Consider the following 21,750-nt stretch of genomic DNA (forward strand, 5'->3'; position numbering starts at 1 on the left):
CCCTGGAGTTCCGCGCTGAACAAATTTAGTAAGCGTAGGCGTATATTCGCGTTAAGAATATAAAGAGGACCTTATGCATTTGTATATGGTCTACTAGGGTGGTACCGCGGGAGACTTTCTCGTCCCTTTTTGGGGATGAGAGGTCTCTTTTTTATTCCCTTTTTTAAGGTCTGTCGTTTATATATTTAAGGAGGAATTGAGCATGGAGTACAAAAATACATTACTAATGCCAAAAACAGAATTCCCGATGCGTGGGAATTTACCGAAACGTGAGCCTGCAATGCAAGAAAAATGGGCTGAAATGAATATTTATGAAAAGGTACAAGAGCATACGAAAGGCCGTCCTTTATTTGTACTACATGATGGACCTCCATATGCAAATGGTGACATCCATATGGGACACGCACTAAATAAAGTGTTAAAAGACTTTATTGTTCGTTTTAAATCAATGACTGGATACTGTGCACCATATGTACCAGGTTGGGATACACACGGTTTACCAATTGAGCAAGCTTTAACAAATAAAGGTGTAAAGCGTAAAGAAATGACAGTTGCTGAGTTCCGTAAGTTATGTGCAGAGTATGCATATGAGCAAGTGGAACGTCAACGTGAACAATTTAAGCGTTTAGGTGTACGTGCAGATTGGGATAATCCATATATTACTTTAGAGCCAGCTTATGAAGCACAACAAATTAAAGTGTTTGGTGACATGGCGAAAAAAGGTTATATCTATAAAGGACAAAAACCAGTTTACTGGTCTCCAACAAGTGAATCAGCTTTAGCAGAAGCTGAAATTGAATATCAAGATAAAAAATCAGCATCTATTTACGTAGCATTCCCTGTAAAAGATGGAAAGAACGTATTAGAAGGTGATGAGAAATACATTATTTGGACAACAACGCCTTGGACGTTACCTGCAAACTTAGGTATTTCTGTTCACCCAGAACTTGAATATGCTATTGTGAAAGTAAATGATGAGAAATATATCATCGCTTCTGAACTATTTGAGACAGTTGCAAAAACGTTAGAGTGGGAAAATGCTGAAGTTGTGAAAACGGTAAAAGGTAGCGAACTTGAGTATACAGTTGCAAAACATCCATTCTACGATCGTGACTCATTAGTTATGCTAGGAGAGCACGTAACAACAGATGCAGGTACAGGTTGTGTTCATACAGCACCAGGACACGGGGAAGATGACTTCGTTGTTGGTAAAAAGTATGGCTTAGAAGTACTTTGCCCAGTTGATGATAAAGGTGTATTAACAAATGAAGCACCTGGATTTGAAGGCTTATTCTATGATAAAGCTAACAAGCCAATTACGGAAAAATTAGAAGAAGTAGGTGCGTTACTGAAACTGACATTCATTACGCATTCATACCCACATGATTGGAGAACGAAAAAACCAATTATTTTCCGTGCGACAGCGCAGTGGTTTGCATCTATTGAAGCGTTCCGTAAAGAATTATTAGAAGCTGTTGCGGAAACAAAATGGGTACCAGCATGGGGAGAAACTCGTCTTCATAATATGGTTCGTGACCGTGGTGACTGGTGTATTTCTCGTCAGCGTGCATGGGGTGTGCCAATTCCTGTATTCTATGCAGAAAATGGTGATCCAATTATTACAGATGAAACAATTAATCATGTAGCAGATTTATTCCGTGAGCACGGTTCTAACGTATGGTTCGAGCGTGAAGCGAAAGATTTATTACCAGAAGGATTTACACATACAGGTAGCCCAAATGGTGAATTCCGTAAAGAAACAGACATCATGGATGTATGGTTCGATTCAGGTTCTTCTCACCAAGCGGTATTAGAAGAGCGCGAAGACTTACAACGTCCAGCTGATTTATATTTAGAAGGATCTGACCAGTATCGTGGTTGGTTTAACTCTTCATTATCAACAGCAGTTGCTGTAACTGGTAAAGCTCCGTATAAAGGCGTACTAAGCCATGGTTTCGTACTAGATGGTGACGGACGTAAAATGAGTAAGTCGATTGGAAACATCGTCGTACCGAAGAAAATTATGGATCAATTAGGCGGAGACATTTTACGCTTATGGGTATCTTCTGTTGACTATCAATCTGATGTACGTATTTCAGATGATATTTTAAAACAAGTAGCAGAAGTGTATCGTAAAATCCGTAACACATTCCGTTTCTTATTAGGAAACTTAGATGATTTTAATCCAAGTGAAAATACAGTAGCGGTAGCTGAACTTCGTGAAGTAGATCGTTACATGTTAGTGAAGTTAAATGACTTAATTACAAAAGTAAAAGATGCATATGAAACATATGACTTTGCTGCTGTATATCATGCAATTCACAACTTCTGTACAATTGATCTAAGTTCATTCTACTTAGACTTTGCAAAAGACATTTTATACATTGAAGGTGCAGATCACGCGGATCGTCGTGCAATTCAAACTGTATTATATGATGTTCTTGTTGCATTAACGAAACTTGTAACGCCAATCTTACCTCATACAGCTGATGAAGTATGGCCATATGTTCCTGGTGCAGAAGAAGAAAGCGTACAGTTAACTAATATGCCAGAAGCTACAGAAGTAGAGGGTTCAGAAGCGTTAAGAGCAAAATGGGATGCATTTATGACATTACGTGATGACGTTTTAAAAGCGTTAGAAGTAGCTCGTAATGAGAAAGTAATTGGTAAGTCATTAAATGCGAGCATTACGCTATATCCGACTGTAGAAATGAAGGCTATGTTAGAGTCTATTAGCGAAGACTTAAAGCAATTATTCATCGTCTCTGAGTATAAACTTGGTGGTACAATTGAAGAAGCACCAACAGATGCACCAAAGTATGAGCATACAGCTGTAGTTGTAGCACAGGCGACAGGTGAGACGTGTGAACGTTGTTGGGTTGTTTCAGAAACAATTGGTAAAGATGCAGAACATGAAACATTATGTGAGCGTTGTGCAACGGTTGTTAAAGAAAATTATGTAAAATAATGAAAAAAAGCTGACTGCTCATAATAGCAGTCAGTTTTTTGTTGATGATATATCAAAATAACTTTCACTCTCTTTCCTATGAAGGAAAAATGTGTGTGAGGTAAGCGTGGAAATTTCGGACACACTAATTGTACATTGCAGCTGGGAGGAATGTACACGTGAATGAAATTTATATGGAAATAAAAGAAGAATTACAATTGATGAGAAAAGAGTTGCAAGATAGATTGGCGAAAGAAGTAATGCACACATACTATATGGAATTTGGGCAAGAACTTGGATACGAAATAAAGGAAGAGACAAAGAAAAAATTGCTATTACATGATATAAAAGAGGATTTAAAAGATGTAGAACGTGCATTGTTTAAAATGGAAATAGATATGTACGGTATTTGTGAAGAAACTGGAAGAGCGATTTCTACAAAACAAATGAAAACAATGCCGACTGCTCGTACTATTCATGAATTTTTCTATGAAAAGGTAAATGTATGAAATACGCACAACGATATTATGTTACCTTTTTTTAATTTATTTTATTCTTCTACAAAGGTTCATTGTGAAAAGGTAGCAGCTATGCTAAAATTTTGAGGTACACTGTCTTTGTGGGGGAAATGAAAATGATATATTATGTAATAGCGTTATTTGTCATTGCCATCGATCAAATATCGAAGTGGCTAATTGTAAAGAACATGGAATTGGGTACGAGCATTCCGATTATCGATAATGTATTATACATAACATCTCATCGAAATAGAGGAGCTGCCTGGGGTATTTTAGAAAATAAAATGTGGTTTTTCTACATTATTACAGTCATTTTCGTAGCATTTATCGTATTTTATATGAAAAAATATGCGAAAACGGACAAGCTTCTAGGTATTTCATTAGGTCTAATTTTAGGCGGAGCAATTGGCAATTTTATTGATCGTGTATTTAGACAAGAAGTAGTGGATTTCATTCACGTGTATATTTTCTCGTACAACTATCCGGTATTCAATATAGCTGACTCAGCATTATGTATTGGAGTTGTATTAATTATTATTCAAACAGTATTAGAAGGAAAGAAAGCGAAGGAGTAATTGAATGAGTGAAGTAGTACAAGTAACAGTTGCAGAAGAACAAAAAAGCGAGCGAATTGATAAATTCGTTGCAGAAATAAACAGTGAATGGTCACGTTCACAAGTGCAGCAATGGATTAAAGATGCTGTTGTGACAGTAAATGGGAAATCAGTTAAAGGGAATTATAAAGTAAAAGGAAATGATGAAATTACAGTAACAATTCCCGAGCCAGAAGAGTTAGATATTCAACCGGAAGATATGAATTTAGAAGTTTATTATGAAGATGCCGATGTACTAGTTGTAAATAAGCCGCGTGGCATGGTAGTACATCCAGCACCAGGGCATACGAAGGGTACGCTTGTAAACGGACTTATGCATCATTGTACAGACCTATCAGGTATTAACGGTGTAATGCGTCCTGGTATAGTACACCGTATTGATAAGGATACATCTGGATTATTAATGGTTGCTAAAAATGATATGGCGCATGAATCACTTGTAAATCAACTTGTAGCAAAAACGGTAACAAGACGTTATAAAGCGATTGTACATGGTGTAATTCCACATGATAAAGGAATAATTGACGCTCCAATTGGTCGTGATAAAAAAGAACGTCAAAGTATGACTGTTGATGAAAATGGTAAGAATGCAGTTACACATTTCCAAGTGTTAGAGCGATTTAAGGATTTCACACTTGTAGAATGCCGCTTAGAAACGGGACGTACACACCAAATTCGTGTTCATATGAAATATATTGGTTATCCACTTGCAGGGGATCCAAAGTATGGTCCGAAGAAAACATTAGATATGAATGGACAAGCACTTCATGCAGGGATTTTAGGTTTCGATCACCCTCGTACTGGTGAATATATTGAGTTTGAGGCACCGATTCCAGAAGTGTTTGAAGAAGCGCTAAATATTTTACGGAAATAGTATTGACAAATCATAAGAAAACTGAGATACTGACAACAGTTAAATAATGATCCTTTAACACAGCCCCGTGAGGTTGAGAAGGTAACGGTTTGAAATACTTAGGGTATGTTGTACCCTTTTTTCAAAAGTCCTCTCGCACACGCTGAGAGGACTTTTTTTATACCATTACTCTCACGCAAGAAAAAAACTTGGAGGTGTAGAGCATGCAAGAGAAAGCTGTCGTTTTAGATGACCAAATGATTCGCCGCGCTTTAACACGAATTAGTCATGAAATCGTGGAACGAAATAAAGGTGTCGATAATTGTGTTCTTGTCGGAATAAAAACACGTGGAATTTTTATTGCACAACGTTTGGCAGAACGAATTGGTCAAATTGAAGGAAAAGAGATGGAAGTAGGAGAGTTAGATATTACGTTGTATCGTGATGATTTAACACTACAATCGAAACATAAAGAACCACTTGTAAAAGGTTCTGATATTCCTGTAGATATTACGAAGAAAAAAGTTATCCTTGTGGATGATGTGTTATATACAGGAAGAACAGTTCGAGCAGCAATGGATGCTCTTATGGATTTAGGTAGACCATCACAAATCCAATTGGCTGTTCTTGTTGATAGAGGTCATCGTGAATTACCAATTCGCGCTGATTATGTAGGAAAGAACATTCCAACATCTAGTGAAGAGCGTATCGAAGTTGATTTGCAAGAGACAGATCAACAAGATCGAGTAAGCATATACGATAAGTAAAGCCCTTTTAAATGTAGTCCTGTGAGGCTGCCAAAGGGTCTTGGCTTTCATATGTCAAATTTGGCATACGAAAGTGTAGGACTCTTTGTGCACAGGCACAAAGAGTTTTTTTATTGCAAAAATTAAAACTGAAGGAGGATGTAACAATGGAGCAAAAGCCAGTGTTAGACATTCATGAAGTACCGAAACCGGGAAAATGGTTATTATTAAGTATACAACATTTGTTCGCGATGTTTGGATCAACAGTGCTTGTTCCGTTTTTAACAGGACTGAATCCATCAGTAGCTTTAATATCAAGTGGATTAGGAACGCTAGCGTTTCTTCTAATAACGAAAGGTCAAGTACCAGCGTATTTAGGATCATCATTCGCCTTTATTGCACCAATTATTACAGCGAAAACAGCAGGTGGACCTGGAGCAGCGATGCTTGGAGGAATGCTTGCGGGACTTGTTTACATCTTAATCTCACTCGGAATTAAGAAATCTGGGTCAGAATGGATTATGAAATTACTTCCGCCAATCGTAGTTGGGCCAGTCGTAATGGTAATCGGTTTATCTTTAGCACATACAGCAGTGAACATGGCGATGAACGGTGCGGATGGTAAGTATAGCATTACACACTTTTCAGTAGCATTAGTAACATTAGCAATTACAATCATTTGCTCCATATTCGGGAGAGGATTTTTCAGTATCATACCAGTGCTACTTGGAATCATCGGCGGGTATATATTCGCTTACTTCCAAGGGCTAGTAGATTTAAAGCCAGTAGCTGAGGCAAAATGGTTTGTCATACCAGACTTCACAGTACCGTTTGTAACATATACTCCGGAGTTTTCATGGAAAATTGTACTCTTAATGGTGCCAGTTGCACTTGTAACAATTTCAGAACATATCGGACATCAAATTGTACTTGGAAATGTTATTAAAAGAGATTTAATTGAAAAACCAGGTTTACATCGTTCAATCTTCGGTGATGGGATAGCAACATTGATCGCATCACTAATAGGAGGACCACCGAATACAACGTACGGTGAAAACATCGGTGTGCTAGCAATTACGAGAGCATACAGTGTATACTTATTCATCGGTTCAGCAGTGTTCGCAATCATGTTTGGATTTATCGGGAAGATTTCAGCACTGATTCATTCGATTCCAACACCAGTTATGGGTGGTGTATCAATCTTACTCTTCGGTGTAATCGCATCAAGTGGTTTACGTATGATGGTAGACGATAAAACAGACTTAGGTGACAAACGAAACTTAATGATTGCATCAGTTATACTAGTAATTGGTATTGGCGGAGCGGTACTGCACGTAGGTGAATCGTTCCAAGTAGAAGGAATGGCGCTAGCAGCAATTGTAGGTGTACTATTAAATCTACTACTACCAGAGACAAAACAAACAAATAAAACAAAACAATCTAAGCAGATTGCTTCATAAAAATAACCTTTTAATTCAGTCCTGTGAGATAGAAAAGGGTGGCTACTTTAACGCACCCTAGTCTCAAAGACTAGGGTATTTTTATACAGTTATTGTTATATAAATTCAATGGTGTTATCATAAAAAACAGAAAGATGAGGGATGACGATGAGCCATTTGTTAACGATGAGTGAATTATCGGAACAAGAAATTTCAGAAATCCTAAAAGACGCAGAAGATTTCGCGAATGGAAAAGAGAGAAAAACGACAGAGCAAACATTTGTTGCGAACTTGTTCTTTGAGAATAGTACGAGGACGAGATTTAGCTTTGAAGTTGCTGAGAAGAGATTAGGACTTGAAGTATTAGACTTTTCCGCAGATGCATCTAGCGTACAAAAAGGAGAAACTTTATACGATACGATAAGAACACTAGAATCAATCGGAACAAAAGCGGTAGTCATCCGCCATGAGCAAGATCGTTACTTCGATGAATTAAAAGATCAGGTGAATATCCCAATCTTGAACGCTGGAGATGGATGTGGAAATCATCCAACGCAATGTCTACTCGATCTTCTAACAATTAAACAAGAGTTTGGAAGATTTGAAGGTTTGAAGATTGCAATAGTTGGGGATGTTCGTCATAGCCGAGTAGCACGTTCTAATGCAGAAGCATTAACGAAACTGGGCGCGACAATTTACTTTGCAAGCCCAGAAGAGTGGAAAGATGAAGAGAACACATTTGGAACGTACAAGAGTTTAGATGAACTTGTTCCAGAAGTGGATGTGATGATGTTACTTCGTGTACAACATGAGCGTCATGACCATTATGAAACAGACATTATGAAAGAGTATCACGAGCAACATGGGTTAACAGTTGAAAGAGAAAAACGTATGAAAGAAGGAAGCATTATTATGCATCCAGCCCCTGTAAACCGTGATGTTGAAATTGCGAGTGAACTTGTCGAGTGTGAACGCTCACGCATATTCAAGCAAATGGAAAACGGGGTCTACGTAAGAATGGCTGTACTAAAACGCGCATTACCAAATGTATTAGGAGGAATGAAACATGAATTATTTGTTTAAAAATGGTCGTTATATGAATGCAGAAGGAACAATTGTAGCAACAGATCTTCTCGTACAAGACGGTAAAATTGCGAAGGTAGCAGAAAATATTACGGCAGATAATGCTGAAGTAATCGATGTAAATGGAAAGTTAATCGCACCTGGATTAGTAGATGTACACGTTCATCTTCGTGAACCAGGTGGTGAACATAAAGAAACAATTGAAACAGGAACACTTGCAGCAGCAAAAGGTGGATTTACTACAATTTGCGCAATGCCAAACACACGCCCAGTACCAGATTGTAAAGAACATATGGAAGACCTGCAAAAGCGTATTAAAGAAAAAGCACATGTAAATGTATTACCATATGGAGCAATTACAGTACGTCAAGCAGGTTCTGAAATGACCGATTTTGAAACGTTAAAAGAACTTGGAGCGTTTGCTTTCACTGATGATGGCGTAGGCGTGCAAGATGCAAGCATGATGTTAGCTGCAATGAAGCGTGCATCGAAATTAAATATGGCAGTTGTTGCACACTGTGAAGAGAACACACTTATTAATAAAGGATGTGTACATGAAGGGAAGTTTTCTGAGAAACACGGATTAAACGGTATCCCATCAGTATGTGAATCCGTACATATTGCCCGGGACATCTTACTTGCGGAAGCTGCAAATTGTCACTACCACGTATGTCACGTAAGTACAAAAGGATCTGTACGTGTAATCCGTGACGCGAAACGTGCTGGAATTAAGGTGACAGCAGAAGTAACACCGCATCACTTAGTATTATGTGAAGATGATATCCCATCGGCTGATCCTAACTTTAAAATGAATCCACCGCTTCGAGGAAAAGAAGATCATGCAGCGTTAATTGAAGGACTATTAGATGGAACAATTGATATGATCGCAACTGACCATGCACCGCATACTGCAGAAGAGAAAGCGCAAGGGATTGAAAGAGCACCGTTCGGAATTACTGGTTTTGAAACAGCATTCCCGCTTTTATATACGAACCTTGTGAAAAAAGGAATCATTACATTAGAGCAACTGATTCAATTCTTAACAGAAAAACCAGCTGACACATTCGGTTTAGAAGCAGGGCGCCTAACAGAAGGTAGAACAGCTGATATTACAATTATCGATTTAGAACAAGAAGAAGAAATTGATCCAACAACATTCTTATCAAAAGGAAAAAACACACCATTCGCAGGTTGGAAATGCCAAGGTTGGCCGGTTATGACAATCGTTGGTGGTAAGATCGCATGGCAAAAGGAGAGTGCATTAGTATGAAAAGACAACTTATCTTAGAAGATGGAACAGTATTAATTGGAAAAGGTTTCGGAGGAGAAATAGAAAAGTCAGGTGAGGTTGTATTTACAACTGGGATGACTGGATATCAAGAAACTTTATCTGATCCATCATACTGCGGTCAAATCGTAACATTTACGTATCCATTAATTGGAAACTACGGCATTAACCGTGATGATTTTGAATCAATTCACCCATCTGTAAATGGTTTAATCGTAAACGAAATTTGTGATCATCCATCAAACTTCCGTAATGAAATTTCGTTAAATGATTACTTGAAAGAAAGAAATATCCCAGGATTAGCAGGAATTGATACGAGAAAATTAACAAGAAAAATTCGTCAATATGGAACTTTACGCGGACGTCTTTGCAATATGGATGTGGATGTAGAGGACATCGTTAGCCAATTGAAAGCAACTGTCTTTACAGATCATGTGAAACGCGTATCAACAAAAGATCCATATCCAAGTCCAGGCCGTGGACACCGAGTTGTACTTGTAGACTTCGGAATGAAACATGGTATTTTACGAGAATTAAATAAGCGTGATTGCGATGTAATTGTTGTACCTTACAATACAACAGCAGAAGAAATTCTACGCCTTAGCCCAGATGGAATTATGTTAAGTAATGGACCTGGGGACCCAAAAGATGTACCAGAAGCAATTGAAATGTTAAAAGAAATTATTGGTAAAGTTCCTTTATTCGGGATTTGCCTAGGACATCAATTGTTCGCCCTGGCATCTGGTGCGAATACAAGTAAGTTAAAATTCGGTCACCGTGGTTTAAATCATCCAGTAAAAAATCTTGCAACTGGAAAAGTAGCAATTACATCTCAAAACCATGGTTACGCAGTAGAAGAAGAATCAGTTGGAAATACAGAACTGGAAATTACACATGTTGCTTTAAATGATGGAACAGTAGAAGGTCTTCGTCATACGAAGTTCCCAGCATTTACAGTGCAATACCATCCAGAAGCTTCTGCAGGACCAGAAGATGCAAATGATTTATTCGAAGATTTCTTAGCAATGATTGAAAACTTCAAGAAAGAAGGGGAAGAGTTATGCCAAAACGCCTAGACATTAACACAATTTTAGTAATCGGATCAGGACCAATTGTAATTGGGCAAGCAGCAGAGTTTGATTACTCTGGTACACAAGCTTGTCAATCTCTTAGAGAAGAAGGTTACAAAGTAATCCTTGTTAACTCTAACCCAGCAACAATTATGACAGATACTGCAACAGCAGATAAAGTATATATAGAACCATTAACATTAGAATTCGTAAGCCGTATCATTCGTAAAGAACGTCCAGATGCACTCCTACCAACATTAGGTGGTCAAACAGGCCTAAACATGGCTGTTGAACTTGCGAAATCAGGCATACTTGAAGAGTGCGGAGTTGAAATTTTAGGAACAAAATTATCAGCAATCGAGCAAGCCGAGGATCGTGATTTATTCCGTACATTAATGCAGGAATTAAATGAACCAATTCCATCTAGCACGATTATTCATACGCTGGAAGAAGCACATGAATTTGTAAAAGAAATTGGTTATCCAGTTATTGTTCGCCCAGCATTTACAATGGGGGGAACAGGTGGCGGAATCTGTAATAATGAAGAAGAACTAATTGAAATCGTATCAGGTGGATTAAAACATAGTCCAGTAACACAATGTTTATTAGAAAAGAGTATTGCCGGTTGTAAGGAAATTGAATATGAAGTAATGCGTGATTCGAATGATAACGCGATTGTAGTATGTAACATGGAAAATATCGATCCGGTTGGGGTTCACACAGGTGATTCTATCGTTGTAGCACCGAGCCAAACATTAAGTGACCGTGAGTATCAAATGTTACGAAACACTTCATTAAGAATTATTCGTGCATTAGGAATTGAAGGTGGATGTAACGTTCAGCTTGCACTTGATCCACATAGCTTCCAATACTATGTAATCGAAGTAAACCCGCGTGTGAGTCGTTCGTCTGCACTAGCATCTAAAGCAACTGGATATCCAATTGCGAAGCTAGCGGCGAAAATTGCAGTCGGTTTAACATTAGATGAAATTATAAACCCAGTAACACAAAAAACATATGCTTGCTTCGAGCCAGCATTAGACTATGTTGTTTCAAAAATTCCACGTTGGCCATTTGATAAGTTTGAATCAGCAAACAGAACACTTGGTACACAAATGAAGGCAACTGGTGAAGTTATGTCAATCGGACGTAACTTAGAACAATCATTATTAAAAGCGATTCGTTCTTTAGAGCTTGGCGTTTATCACCTAGAGTTAGACCACTTAAAAGAGCTTGATAAAGAAACGATGAAAAAGCGTATTATAAAAGCTGATGACGAGCGTCTGTTCGTTGTAGCAGAAGCAATCCGTCAAGGTGTAACGAAAGAAGAAATCAACGAATGGTGTGAAATGGACTTCTTCTTCTTACAAAAAATTGAAAATATCGTAAACATGGAACGCGAAGTAAAAGCGAATGTAGGAAATATGGAAGTGTTACAATCTGCTAAAGAAATGGGCTTCAGTGACCATTACATCGCCAATGCTTGGAACAAAACAGAGCGTGAAATTTACGATATGCGTAAAGAAAGCAATATGACTCCTGTTTATAAGATGGTAGATACTTGTGCGGCAGAGTTTGAATCTGCAACACCATACTACTACAGCACATATGGTGACGAGAATGAATCGATTGTAACAGATCGTAAGAGTGTAGTTGTACTAGGATCTGGTCCAATCCGTATTGGTCAAGGTGTTGAGTTTGATTATGCAACAGTTCACTCTGTATGGGCAATAAAAGAAGCTGGATATGAGGCAATCATTGTTAATAACAACCCAGAAACAGTTTCAACAGACTTCAGTATTTCTGACAAATTATACTTTGAACCATTAACAATCGAAGATGTAATGCACATTATCGATTTAGAAAAGCCAGAAGGTGTTATCGTCCAATTCGGCGGACAAACGGCAATTAACTTAGCGGCTAAATTAGAAGCACATGGTGTGAAAATCTTAGGAACATCACTTGAAGATTTAGACCGTGCAGAAGATCGTGATAAGTTTGAAGCAGCTTTAACAAAGCTTGGTATCCCGCAACCAGTTGGTAAAACAGCAACGACTGTAGAGCAAGCAGTAGCGATCGCTGACAAAATTGGTTACCCAGTATTAGTAAGACCATCTTACGTACTAGGTGGACGTGCGATGGAAATCGTATATCGTCAAGAAGAATTACTGCACTACATGAAAAATGCGGTTAAAGTTCACGCAGATCACCCAGTATTAATCGACCGTTATATGGTTGGTAAAGAAATTGAAGTAGATGCAATTTCAGACGGTGAGAATGTATTCATTCCAGGTATTATGGAACATATCGAACGCGCTGGAGTTCACTCTGGGGATTCAATTGGAGTATATCCACCACAGAGCTTATCTGAAAAACTAAAAGAACAAATTATTGAACATACAATTGGGCTTGGAAAAGGTTTAAACATTGTTGGATTACTAAACATTCAGTTTGTAGTATTCAAAGATGAAGTGTATGTAATTGAAGTAAATCCACGTGCGAGCCGTACAGTACCATTCTTAAGTAAAATTACAGGCGTACCGATGGCAAATATCGCAACGAAAGTTATTTTAGGTCAAAACCTTGTAGAACAAGGATATGGAACTGGCTATCACCCAGAAGAGAAGGAAGTGTATGTAAAAGCACCGGTATTCTCATTTGCGAAACTACGCTCAGTTGATACAACATTAGGGCCTGAAATGAAATCAACAGGGGAAGTAATGGGTAAAGATTTAACGCTTGAAAAAGCATTATATAAAGGACTTGTTGCTTCAGGAATTAACATTCCAACGCACGGATCAGTAATCATCACTGTAGCGGATAAAGATAAAGAAGAAGCGCTGGAAATTGCAAAACGCTTCCATGAAATCGGCTATAACTTATTAGCAACAGCAGGAACAGCACAATCGCTAACAGAACAAAACATTCCGGTGCAAGTTGTAAACAAAATTGATTCTGAAGACTACAACTTACTTGATATTATCCGTCAAGGGAAAGCGCAGTTTGTAATCAATACATTAACAAAAGGAAAACAACCAGCGCGTGATGGTTTCCGCATTCGCCGTGAATCAGTAGAAAATGGTGTGGCTTGCTTAACATCACTTGATACAACAAGAGCAATCTTGAGAGTATTAGAATCTATGACATTCTCAGCTCATTCAATGAAAGAAATTACGCAAACGAAGCGTCACGAGGTGGTACATGCATGATGCAAAAGCAAAATATGATCGTCGTTAACCAAAAAGAAATCGCAAAAAACATTTACGAATTAGTGCTTCAAGGGGATTTAGTGCAGCAAATGAACGATCCAGGACAGTTTGTACACATTAAGGTAGCAGAGGGCATTACGCCCCTTCTGCGCCGCCCAATTAGTATTTGTAATGTCGATCAAGACAAGAACGAATTTACAATGCTATATCGTGCGGAAGGACAAGGGACAAAAACATTAGCGAAAAGAAAACAAGGTGAACTTGTAGATGTGTTAGGACCACTTGGTCATGGATTTCCTGTAGAAGAAGCGGAATCTGGACAAACGGCTCTATTAGTTGGTGGGGGAATTGGTGTACCACCACTATATGAATTGTCACAGCGTCTTGTAGCAAAAGGAGTACGCGTTATTCACATCTTAGGTTTCCAAACGAAAGATGTTGTCTTCTATGAAGAGAAATTCGCAGAACTTGGTGATACGTATGTTGCAACAGTTGATGGTACACATGGTACAAAAGGGTTTGTAACAGATGTAATCGATAGCTATGGAATTGACTTTGACATTCTCTACTCATGTGGACCTTTAGCGATGCTTCGTGCATTAGAAGGACGCTATAAGGAGAGAAAAGCCTACATTTCATTAGAAGAACGTATGGGCTGTGGTATCGGAGCATGTTTCGCATGTGTATGCCATTTGCAAGCAGATCCGAGTGGACATTCTTACAAGAAGGTGTGTAGCGACGGACCAGTATTTCCAATCGGGGAGGTTGTACTATGAACAGATTGCAAGTTGAATTACCAGGGTTATCATTAAAAAATCCAATCATCCCAGCATCTGGTTGCTTCGGATTTGGTCGTGAGTATGCACAGTTCTATGATTTAAGTGTACTTGGATCAATTATGATTAAAGCGACAACAGAACAACCTCGTTATGGAAACCCAACGCCTCGTGTTGCTGAAACACCAGGCGGAATGCTAAATGCAATCGGGCTTCAAAATCCTGGATTAGAAAAGGTAATGAATTCTGAATTACCTTTTCTCGAGCAATTTGATCTTCCGATTATTGCAAACGTTGCGGGTTCACAAGCTGAGGATTACGTAGCGGTTGCGAAGGCGATTTCAAAGGCACCTAATGTTCATGCGCTAGAATTAAATATTTCTTGTCCAAACGTAAAAACGGGTGGTATCGCTTTTGGTACAAATCCTGAAATTGCTGCTGATTTAACGAAGCGAGTAAAAGAGGTTTCTGAAGTACCGGTATATGTGAAATTGTCACCGAACGTGGCAAACATTGTGGAAATTGCAAAAGCAATTGAAAATGCGGGTGCGGACGGTTTAACGATGATTAATACATTGCTTGGTATGCGTCTAGATTTAAAAACTGCAAAACCAATTTTAGCAAACCGTACGGGCGGACTATCAGGGCCTGCGATTAAGCCAGTAGCAATTCGTATGGTACATGAAGTAAGTCAAGCTGTTAACATTCCGATCATCGGAATGGGTGGTATTGAAACAGCGGAAGATGTAATTGAATTCTTCTATGCTGGCGCAAGCGCGGTTGCAGTTGGAACGGCGAACTTTATCGATCCGTTCGTATGTCCGACAATTATTGAAGAATTACCAGCATTACTAGATGAATTAGGATTTGATCATATTTCGGAATGTCAAGGAAGGAGCTGGAAGCAAACATGTCACAGTCGTTAATCGTTGCACTAGATTTTCCAGGGAAACAAGAGGTAGAACAATTCTTACACCACTTTGAAGGGGAAGAGTTATTTGTCAAAGTTGGTATGGAGTTGTTTTACAAAGAAGGTCCTGCAATTATTACGTACTTAAAAGAAAAAGGACATAAAATCTTCCTAGATTTAAAACTTCATGATATTCCGAATACGGTAAAAAGCGCTATGCGTAGCCTAGCTAGTCTAGATGTAGATATGGTAAATGTTCATGCTGCTGGGGGAAGCAGTATGATGAAAGCTGCGATTGAGGGATTAGAGGAAGGTAAGCAAGAAGGAAAAGAGAGACCGATTTGTATTGCCGTTACACAATTAACAAGCACTTCGGAAGCTATGATGAAAAAAGAGATTGGCATTGAGAAAACGTTAGAAGAAGCGGTTGCTCATTATGCAAAATTAACGAAAGAAAGTGGACTTGATGGAGTTGTTTGTTCAACACTTGAAGTACCAAAATTACGTGAAGTATGCGGAAATGAATTTGTAACAGTAACACCGGGGATTCGTCTTGCAAGCGATGATGTAAATGACCAAGTGCGCGTAGCAACACCGAAACGTGCGAGGGAACTTGGTTCAAGCTACATCGTAGTTGGACGTAGTATTACAAAAGCAGAAAATCCGCTTGAAGCGTATAAAACAGTAAAACAACAGTGGGAAGGTGTAACAGTATGAAAAAAGAAATCGCATCGCATTTATTAGAAATTGGAGCAGTATTTTTACAACCGAATGACCCATTTACTTGGTCTTCTGGTATAAAATCACCAATTTATTGTGATAATCGTTTAACTTTATCTTATCCAAAAGTACGCCAAGCGATTGCAGCTGGATTAGAAGAGTTAATTAAAGAGCACTTCCCAACTGTAGAAGTTATTGCAGGAACAGCAACTGCTGGTATTGCGCACGCTGCATGGGTAAGCGATCGTATGGATTTACCAATGTGCTACGTGCGTAGTAAAGCAAAAGGTCACGGTAAAGGGAACCAAATCGAAGGAAAAGCTGAAAAAGGTCAAAAAGTAGTAGTAGTAGAAGACTTAATTTCAACTGGCGGTAGTGCAATTACATGTGTAGAAGCACTTCGCGAAGCTGGCTGTGAAGTATTAGGAATCGTATCAATCTTCACATACGAGCTTGAGTCAGGAAAAGAGAAACTAGAAGTAGCAAACGTAGCATCATATTCTTTAAGTGATTACAGTGCATTAACTGAAGTTGCAGCAGAAAAAGGTATGATCGGACAAGCTGAAACGAAAAAGTTACAAGAGTGGCGTAAAAATCCAGCAAACGAAGCTTGGATTACAGCGTAACACGAAAAAAGACGACCGCGGGGGAACGTGGTCGTCTTTTTTATATCATTGCTAAAATTTTATGTAAAGTTCCATCGATATCAAAGAAAATCATATTACAATCTCCTCACTAATAACTACTTATTGTTTTCTGCAACTTCATATCCTCTCACAAACAATAGAGTCATATAAGAAATAATAAATGAGAAGATACTATACATACCGACCCAAAAGAAAAACTTTGGAGGGAAGGCGATAGCACCTACTATTAAAAAACTAGCAAACGTTACAATTGGCATTACATAGTACGTTCTCGTTCTACGTGTTCCAATAACAGAAACGATAAAGATAAGTAATGGACAAATTAATAAGACAAAAATCAATTCATTCATAGTTATGTCCCCTTTTCTAATTGAAGTAATCTGTTTCTCGTAAACGTTTTGAAATAAATACTCTCCTAATATAACTTCGCTAACATATACATAATCCCTTTTGAAAGTCAGTAATAAATGATTGATTTCACAATGAAAAACGTAAGCAAGAGAATACTCGCTTACGCTATAGAATAAACATCGCAACGATCGTGGTGACGATTAAGCCAATCACAACTGGTAAAAAGTTTCGGCGCGCAAGTTCAAACGGATCTACTTTGCATATGGCAGCGGCAGGAATAAGCGCCCAAGGAATTAAAGTGCCACCGCCAGTCCAGATTGCTGCAATTTGCCCAAGTGCTGTTAATGTAGCTGTTCCATGCCCAAGTGCTGTTCCGAAAAGATTGGCAATCGAACCAGCAAGTGATATACCGGAAAAGCCAGATCCATCTAAGCCTGTTATGACACCAACGATAGTTAATGTTCCTGCCGATACATATTGGTTTAAAGGAACAATTTGAGATAAGGCGATTCCTAAGTCGTTAATGATTCCATGTGAACCTTTCGGTAAATAGTCCCCGATAATTTTCACAAAGCCGCTATCTCCTAAATAAAAGAGTGCAGCAATTGGGATAACTGGACCAAAGATTTTAAATCCAAATTGGAGCCCTTCTATAAAATAATCGGTCGTTTTATTCAGTCCATTACCTTTGTAGGCGATGAGAGAAATAATGATAATCATAATAACAGTCGTCCCGCCGATAAGTGCAGTTGCATCGCTTCCTTGTAGTTTAAATTGAATCATGCAAAGAATATCTATGGCATATACGATCGGAATACAAATAGCGATCCATTTTTTTGTCTGAGGAGATAATGAAGTGAGCGTTTTAGAAGACTCAGTTGATGGAATAGATTCTTGTATAGATAAGCCTGTATGAAATTCTTTTCGTAAGAAGAAAAATGCGACGGAAGTTGTCACAATACCCATAACGATAACGAGGGGCACACTTGCTGAAACAACGCTGGAAACAGGAAGACCAGCAGCATCTGCAGTTAATTTCGGTGCACCTTGAATAACGAAGTCACCAGATAAGGCGATGCCGTGTCCGAATAAGTTCATAGCGATTGCGACTCCAATTGGCGGAAGGCCGACGCGTACAGCGACTGGTAATAAAATGGCCCCCATTAAGGCGACAGCTGGAGAAGGCCAAAAGAAAAAGGAAATTGTCATCATTAAAAGACCGATAATCCAGTAGGCATGTGCAGGTGTCCGAATCATCTTTGTAAATGGTGAAATCATCGTATCATTTATGCCGGTATGAACGAGTAGATTGCTCATTGATACGATAATGGAGATGATTAATATAGTTGGTAATAGCTCGGTAATGGCGTAAATGAAACTTTGAAAGATACCACTAATGGCAAGAGGGATAGAACTTGTAGCGGTTAATGCTAATAAAAAGATAAAAACGATACAAATGATCGTCGTATCTTTTCTAAAAATAAAAAAGGTAATAATAGTGAGTAAACAAAGAACATAGAGAGCATGTAAAAGCGTTAATTCAACTCCCATAACATTCACATCCTTTAGGCATTCGTGAAGTTCATTGTATGGAAGCAGTGAAAGTATGTGAGTATAAGGAATTAAATGGGTATATGTGGAAAACGGCTTCTGGGTGTAGTATATATCATTTTAAAACTAGTTAGAAAAATAGTGGCTAACGTATAAAATAAATATCGTAGCAATAGTAATGACAATCATTCCGATAATTATTGGTGAAAAGTTTCGGGGGAGAGCCGAATATATTATTAGTAGGATTATTTTAAGTATAGTGTTCATCTGCATTTTATATTTGAGGACTAATATATTTTCATTTATTTTGATAAGTAGAAAAAATTTTAATGTGTTGAGAAACGGATTCGAACTCTAGTTCGTGTTAAAATTTAAGTAATAGCAGATTTTATGTTAATTTAATGTATAATTGGTGAATGTTTGGTAATGTATAATTATCGGCCAAATGGAGGCGTTTATATGGTTAATCCTTTATGGTTCCGGATGTCGCTAGTAATGTCAGCGTATTTTCCTTTGTTTTTAGTTTTACTGATCAAGTTTTGTAACTTTGAATTCTTTTATTATGTAATGAAATATTGGAAATTTGCAGGCATTCTCTTCGAGCTGGAAATAGGAAGTTCAAAGGGAATATTGAGTTTCATGTCTATAATAATGTTTTTGATTTCTTTGATGTGTTGTATTTATGTCATATATGAAATTAAGAATACTCAAAGGAACAGAGTTGGCCAAATTAATATACGCTTAAAGGAAATACAATCTAGAGATAAAGATGTTTTGGTATATTTGATGACGTATGTTTTGCCGCTGGTTAGTTTAAATACCCAGAGCACAAAAGAAATTGTGATTTTTTGTATCTTGATTGCGATGATTATGTGGTTATCTTTAAATTCTGATTTGTTGTATATAAATCCTTTGATTACTTTATTTGGAATGAAATTGTATGCAGTCGAATGTGAATTAGGAAATGTAATTATCATTAGTCATGAAAAAAATTTAGAAAGAAAAATTGATGAGAGTTTAACATGCTATCGACTAGTAGAGAACAAAATTTTGCTAAGTGGCTTAAATAGGAGTGGAACATAGAATGCAATTAAATCTTGAAACTTTTAAGGAACAATTTTGCCAAATCCGAGATACTGACCAAAATGCTTTTAGACTTTTTATTGTAGGTACCCAACTAAGAGAAGGTACGGCCTCTGTTTATGATGAGTGTAATCCAGCGGAATTAGTTGTTGAAGGTGAGGTACAGGATTGGTTACTAAACGTGACCCAACCATTCTTGTCGAACTTGCTAGAATATGAGTTGGTTAATATGTCGGAGGCAGATGATGAAGGAAGTACACTAAAAAGGTTCATAAGTTTAGAAAATTTAAATCAGCTAAATGAATGGGCTAACACTATTACTAGGGGACACGGTGTGAGCAACGCAAGTGAGCTTATTAATCGTGAAGGTTTTAAGCCAAAAGCATTAATTGCTAAGTTTCAAATTGGTGAAACACCTATATATTTTTTGAAGGTATTAAATGAAGGTGTGCTTTTGAAAAGAAAGACGATTCTTACTTATGATGTGGGAAGAGGCCGATATATTATAGAGGATGGCAGAAATAAAAAACTCTATCTTGATGAGCAATGGGACGGTATTATTTTTGAAAATAATGTAGTCTTGTATCATGAAAATAAAATCTTATCATTATTTAAGTATTATGAAAAGTTCCGAGAAGCTGCTGAAAGGGTTGTTGAGCAAATAGGAGACTTAGATATTTTATCTGATGGTACAGATCTAGGGCAATTTATTGAATCGCAAGTCATGCTACAAAAGAAGTTGGCCCGTGCAGCTGATTATGAATTCGAGACAATAAGTAGGGAACGTATTGTAGAATTGATTCAAGAAGGTACAATTCAGTTGAACTTAAATGATGAGGGGAAAATTGAGTGTACAACTAAGGAAGAGGCCCGTATTGTGGTGGATGTCATATTGGATAATTTTGTGACATCATTGATTACAGAAAATAAATATCGAGCACGAAATAAATCAAAGATATAAAAGAAATAGGAGAATACTTTCTATTATCAATATAGCTTAAAGTGCTATTTTTACATATTATTACTCTTATTGTTACTGTTGTTAACGTTGGCAATTCATTGTTTGGGTAGTTGAGGTTATTAATCTATTTAATTGTAATGTATTGTATAACAAGTCAATTAGTTTATTTTTTAACTTTGTAAAAAGTATTTATTAAATGAAGGAAACAAACTCTCGGCGAAAAGGGGGTTTGTTTTTTATTACGAGTAAATAAGTAGGGAATTGACTTGAAGGATAAGAAAGATGTTGAAAGGATTATTTTATATCTTTTCTAAAAATAAAAAAGGCAATAATAGTGAGTAAACAAAGAATATAGAGAGTATGTAACAGCGTTAATTCAACTCCCATAACATTCACATCCTTTAGGCATTCGTGTAGTTTATTGTATGAAAGCAGTGAAAGTATGTGAGTATAGGAAAAAGAAAAAGTGAAATTTCATGTACTGTAATGGTAAAAATAGTAAATGGGTGTTACAATACAATTAATCCTAAAAATGGAATTTGAGGGGGCATATGCGCAAACAAATTGGATTTTGGGGATTCATCCTCTCTTGTAGTCTATTAATCATTTTAAATCTGTTCACAAACAATGAATGGATCAGTATCATACCTGTTTTCGGGTTTGTATTTGTACTTTTATATAACTGGGATGATATGAAACAATATAGCAAGAAAAGTATTGGAATTATGATAGGTATCATTGTTGTTAGTTCGTTTGTCGTAGGTTTTATTTTAATAGAAGGTCAGAAGCAAATGGAGAAAATGTCTATTTTTCAACAATGGTTGTCGTCTGCAAAAGCTCTTTATCTTGTAATTGTAGTTGTTATTTTGCTAAGAATTGTTATAAGTATAGCAAGTTACATATTAAAGAAGAAGTAGAATGGGGGAGTACGAATGAGAGAGAAAATAGGGTAACTAACTGTTACGATTTATTTAACCAATTATA

19 protein-coding genes and 1 other annotated feature (1 of these 20 running past the window's edge) are annotated in these 21,750 nt (G+C 37.5%); of the genes, 17 read left to right on the forward strand and 2 right to left on the reverse strand.

The window, feature by feature from the left end; translation table 11 throughout:
- Positions 1-130 (forward strand) — a binding site (T-box leader); it begins 95 nt to the left of the window's first position.
- A gap of 72 nt (positions 131-202) precedes the next feature.
- The 14 genes from ileS2 (at position 203) to pyrE (ending at position 16,799) form a co-directional block, all read left to right on the forward strand.
- Positions 203-2,968, forward strand: a complete 2,766-nt coding sequence (gene ileS2, locus NSS74_RS04955) for an isoleucine--tRNA ligase (RefSeq protein ID WP_002142938.1) — start codon at positions 203-205, stop codon at positions 2,966-2,968.
- A gap of 158 nt (positions 2,969-3,126) precedes the next feature.
- Positions 3,127-3,456, forward strand: a complete 330-nt coding sequence (locus NSS74_RS04960) for a hypothetical protein (protein ID WP_002014715.1) — start codon at positions 3,127-3,129, stop codon at positions 3,454-3,456.
- Between the two features lie 125 nt (positions 3,457-3,581).
- The gene (gene lspA, locus NSS74_RS04965; protein ID WP_002128849.1) at positions 3,582-4,040 is read left to right on the forward strand and encodes a lipoprotein signal peptidase LspA; all 459 of its coding nucleotides are present in this window, start codon (positions 3,582-3,584) and stop codon (positions 4,038-4,040) included.
- 4 nt (positions 4,041-4,044) lie between these two features.
- Positions 4,045-4,953: an RluA family pseudouridine synthase gene (locus tag NSS74_RS04970; RefSeq protein WP_002033761.1), complete on the forward strand. Its 909-nt coding sequence runs from the start codon at positions 4,045-4,047 to the stop codon at positions 4,951-4,953.
- Between the two features lie 203 nt (positions 4,954-5,156).
- Positions 5,157-5,699 carry a bifunctional pyrimidine operon transcriptional regulator/uracil phosphoribosyltransferase gene (gene pyrR / locus NSS74_RS04975; RefSeq protein ID WP_001156489.1) on the forward strand — a complete coding sequence of 181 codons (543 nt, stop codon included), beginning with the start codon at positions 5,157-5,159 and terminating at the stop codon, positions 5,697-5,699.
- A gap of 146 nt (positions 5,700-5,845) precedes the next feature.
- A complete protein-coding gene (gene uraA, locus NSS74_RS04980) occupies positions 5,846-7,138 on the forward strand; it encodes a uracil permease (protein ID WP_002014712.1) in 1,293 nt (430 codons plus the stop codon).
- Positions 7,139-7,285: 147 nt separating this feature from the next.
- Positions 7,286-8,200, forward strand: coding sequence for an aspartate carbamoyltransferase (gene pyrB, locus NSS74_RS04985; RefSeq protein ID WP_002128846.1), 915 nt, complete (start codon positions 7,286-7,288; stop codon positions 8,198-8,200).
- Complete coding sequence (gene pyrC / locus NSS74_RS04990) at positions 8,184-9,470, forward strand: dihydroorotase (RefSeq protein ID WP_002088243.1); 1,287 nt, start codon at positions 8,184-8,186, stop codon at positions 9,468-9,470. Before pyrB ends, pyrC begins: the two co-directional genes overlap by 17 nt.
- Positions 9,467-10,564 (forward strand): carbamoyl phosphate synthase small subunit, encoded by a 1,098-nt coding sequence (locus NSS74_RS04995; protein ID WP_002111416.1) that lies wholly within the window; start codon positions 9,467-9,469, stop codon positions 10,562-10,564. The genes pyrC and NSS74_RS04995 overlap by 4 nt, the downstream gene beginning before the upstream one ends.
- Complete coding sequence (gene carB / locus NSS74_RS05000; RefSeq protein ID WP_002128845.1) at positions 10,549-13,767, forward strand: carbamoyl-phosphate synthase large subunit; 3,219 nt, start codon at positions 10,549-10,551, stop codon at positions 13,765-13,767. Before NSS74_RS04995 ends, carB begins: the two co-directional genes overlap by 16 nt.
- Positions 13,764-14,543: a dihydroorotate oxidase B electron transfer subunit gene (pyrK, locus tag NSS74_RS05005; protein WP_002088239.1), complete on the forward strand. Its 780-nt coding sequence runs from the start codon at positions 13,764-13,766 to the stop codon at positions 14,541-14,543. The genes carB and pyrK overlap by 4 nt, the downstream gene beginning before the upstream one ends.
- The gene (gene pyrD, locus NSS74_RS05010) at positions 14,540-15,469 is read left to right on the forward strand and encodes a dihydroorotate oxidase B catalytic subunit (RefSeq protein ID WP_002088238.1); all 930 of its coding nucleotides are present in this window, start codon (positions 14,540-14,542) and stop codon (positions 15,467-15,469) included. Before pyrK ends, pyrD begins: the two co-directional genes overlap by 4 nt.
- A complete protein-coding gene (gene pyrF, locus NSS74_RS05015) occupies positions 15,454-16,170 on the forward strand; it encodes an orotidine-5'-phosphate decarboxylase (protein ID WP_000083510.1) in 717 nt (238 codons plus the stop codon). Before pyrD ends, pyrF begins: the two co-directional genes overlap by 16 nt.
- Positions 16,167-16,799 carry an orotate phosphoribosyltransferase gene (gene pyrE / locus NSS74_RS05020; protein ID WP_002142936.1) on the forward strand — a complete coding sequence of 211 codons (633 nt, stop codon included), beginning with the start codon at positions 16,167-16,169 and terminating at the stop codon, positions 16,797-16,799. The genes pyrF and pyrE overlap by 4 nt, the downstream gene beginning before the upstream one ends.
- A 116-nt stretch (positions 16,800-16,915) precedes the next feature.
- On the opposite strand, the gene NSS74_RS05025 is transcribed toward pyrE, so the two are convergent.
- Positions 16,916-17,170, reverse strand: coding sequence for a YbeF family protein (locus NSS74_RS05025; protein ID WP_002033769.1), 255 nt, complete (start codon positions 17,168-17,170; stop codon positions 16,916-16,918).
- 166 nt (positions 17,171-17,336) lie between these two features.
- Complete coding sequence (locus tag NSS74_RS05030; RefSeq protein ID WP_002142935.1) at positions 17,337-18,722, reverse strand: membrane protein; 1,386 nt, start codon at positions 18,720-18,722, stop codon at positions 17,337-17,339.
- A 459-nt stretch (positions 18,723-19,181) separates the two neighbouring features.
- Here NSS74_RS05030 and NSS74_RS05035 point away from each other — a divergent pair, with 459 nt between their 5' ends.
- The 3 genes from NSS74_RS05035 to NSS74_RS05045 all read left to right on the forward strand — a co-directional run bounded on the left by NSS74_RS05035 (position 19,182) and on the right by NSS74_RS05045 (position 21,683).
- Positions 19,182-19,805, forward strand: a complete 624-nt coding sequence (locus tag NSS74_RS05035) for a hypothetical protein (protein ID WP_002142933.1) — start codon at positions 19,182-19,184, stop codon at positions 19,803-19,805.
- A gap of 1 nt (position 19,806) precedes the next feature.
- Positions 19,807-20,766 carry a Kiwa anti-phage protein KwaB-like domain-containing protein gene (locus NSS74_RS05040; protein ID WP_002142931.1) on the forward strand — a complete coding sequence of 320 codons (960 nt, stop codon included), beginning with the start codon at positions 19,807-19,809 and terminating at the stop codon, positions 20,764-20,766.
- Between the two features lie 551 nt (positions 20,767-21,317).
- Positions 21,318-21,683: a YoqO family protein gene (locus NSS74_RS05045; protein ID WP_002128842.1), complete on the forward strand. Its 366-nt coding sequence runs from the start codon at positions 21,318-21,320 to the stop codon at positions 21,681-21,683.
- Positions 21,684-21,750: the final 67 nt, after the last annotated feature.

The sequence above is a fragment of the Bacillus sp. FSL E2-8868 genome (assembly GCF_038005505.1).
In the GTDB taxonomy this organism is placed as follows: Bacteria; Bacillota; Bacilli; order Bacillales; family Bacillaceae_G; genus Bacillus_A; species Bacillus_A mycoides.

Excerpts from the sequence above, each read along its gene's own strand:
- NSS74_RS04970 (WP_002033761.1), top strand. The coding sequence starts at position 4,045 with ATGAGTGAAGTAGTACAAGTAACAGTTGCAGAAGAACAAAAAAGCGAG.
- pyrF (WP_000083510.1), top strand. The coding sequence starts at position 15,454 with ATGTCACAGTCGTTAATCGTTGCACTAGATTTTCCAGGGAAACAAGAG.
- carB (WP_002128845.1), top strand. The coding sequence starts at position 10,549 with ATGCCAAAACGCCTAGACATTAACACAATTTTAGTAATCGGATCAGGA.
- pyrC (WP_002088243.1), top strand. The coding sequence starts at position 8,184 with ATGAATTATTTGTTTAAAAATGGTCGTTATATGAATGCAGAAGGAACA.
- pyrE (WP_002142936.1), top strand. The coding sequence starts at position 16,167 with ATGAAAAAAGAAATCGCATCGCATTTATTAGAAATTGGAGCAGTATTT.
- pyrB (WP_002128846.1), top strand. The coding sequence starts at position 7,286 with ATGAGCCATTTGTTAACGATGAGTGAATTATCGGAACAAGAAATTTCA.
- pyrD (WP_002088238.1), top strand. The coding sequence starts at position 14,540 with ATGAACAGATTGCAAGTTGAATTACCAGGGTTATCATTAAAAAATCCA.
- ileS2 (WP_002142938.1), top strand. The coding sequence starts at position 203 with ATGGAGTACAAAAATACATTACTAATGCCAAAAACAGAATTCCCGATG.
- uraA (WP_002014712.1), top strand. The coding sequence starts at position 5,846 with ATGGAGCAAAAGCCAGTGTTAGACATTCATGAAGTACCGAAACCGGGA.
- NSS74_RS05035 (WP_002142933.1), top strand. The coding sequence starts at position 19,182 with ATGGTTAATCCTTTATGGTTCCGGATGTCGCTAGTAATGTCAGCGTAT.
- NSS74_RS05030 (WP_002142935.1), bottom strand. The coding sequence starts at position 18,722 with ATGGGAGTTGAATTAACGCTTTTACATGCTCTCTATGTTCTTTGTTTA.
- pyrR (WP_001156489.1), top strand. The coding sequence starts at position 5,157 with ATGCAAGAGAAAGCTGTCGTTTTAGATGACCAAATGATTCGCCGCGCT.
- NSS74_RS05040 (WP_002142931.1), top strand. The coding sequence starts at position 19,807 with ATGCAATTAAATCTTGAAACTTTTAAGGAACAATTTTGCCAAATCCGA.
- NSS74_RS05045 (WP_002128842.1), top strand. The coding sequence starts at position 21,318 with ATGCGCAAACAAATTGGATTTTGGGGATTCATCCTCTCTTGTAGTCTA.
- NSS74_RS04995 (WP_002111416.1), top strand. The coding sequence starts at position 9,467 with ATGAAAAGACAACTTATCTTAGAAGATGGAACAGTATTAATTGGAAAA.
- NSS74_RS05025 (WP_002033769.1), bottom strand. The coding sequence starts at position 17,170 with ATGAATGAATTGATTTTTGTCTTATTAATTTGTCCATTACTTATCTTT.
- lspA (WP_002128849.1), top strand. The coding sequence starts at position 3,582 with ATGATATATTATGTAATAGCGTTATTTGTCATTGCCATCGATCAAATA.
- pyrK (WP_002088239.1), top strand. The coding sequence starts at position 13,764 with ATGATGCAAAAGCAAAATATGATCGTCGTTAACCAAAAAGAAATCGCA.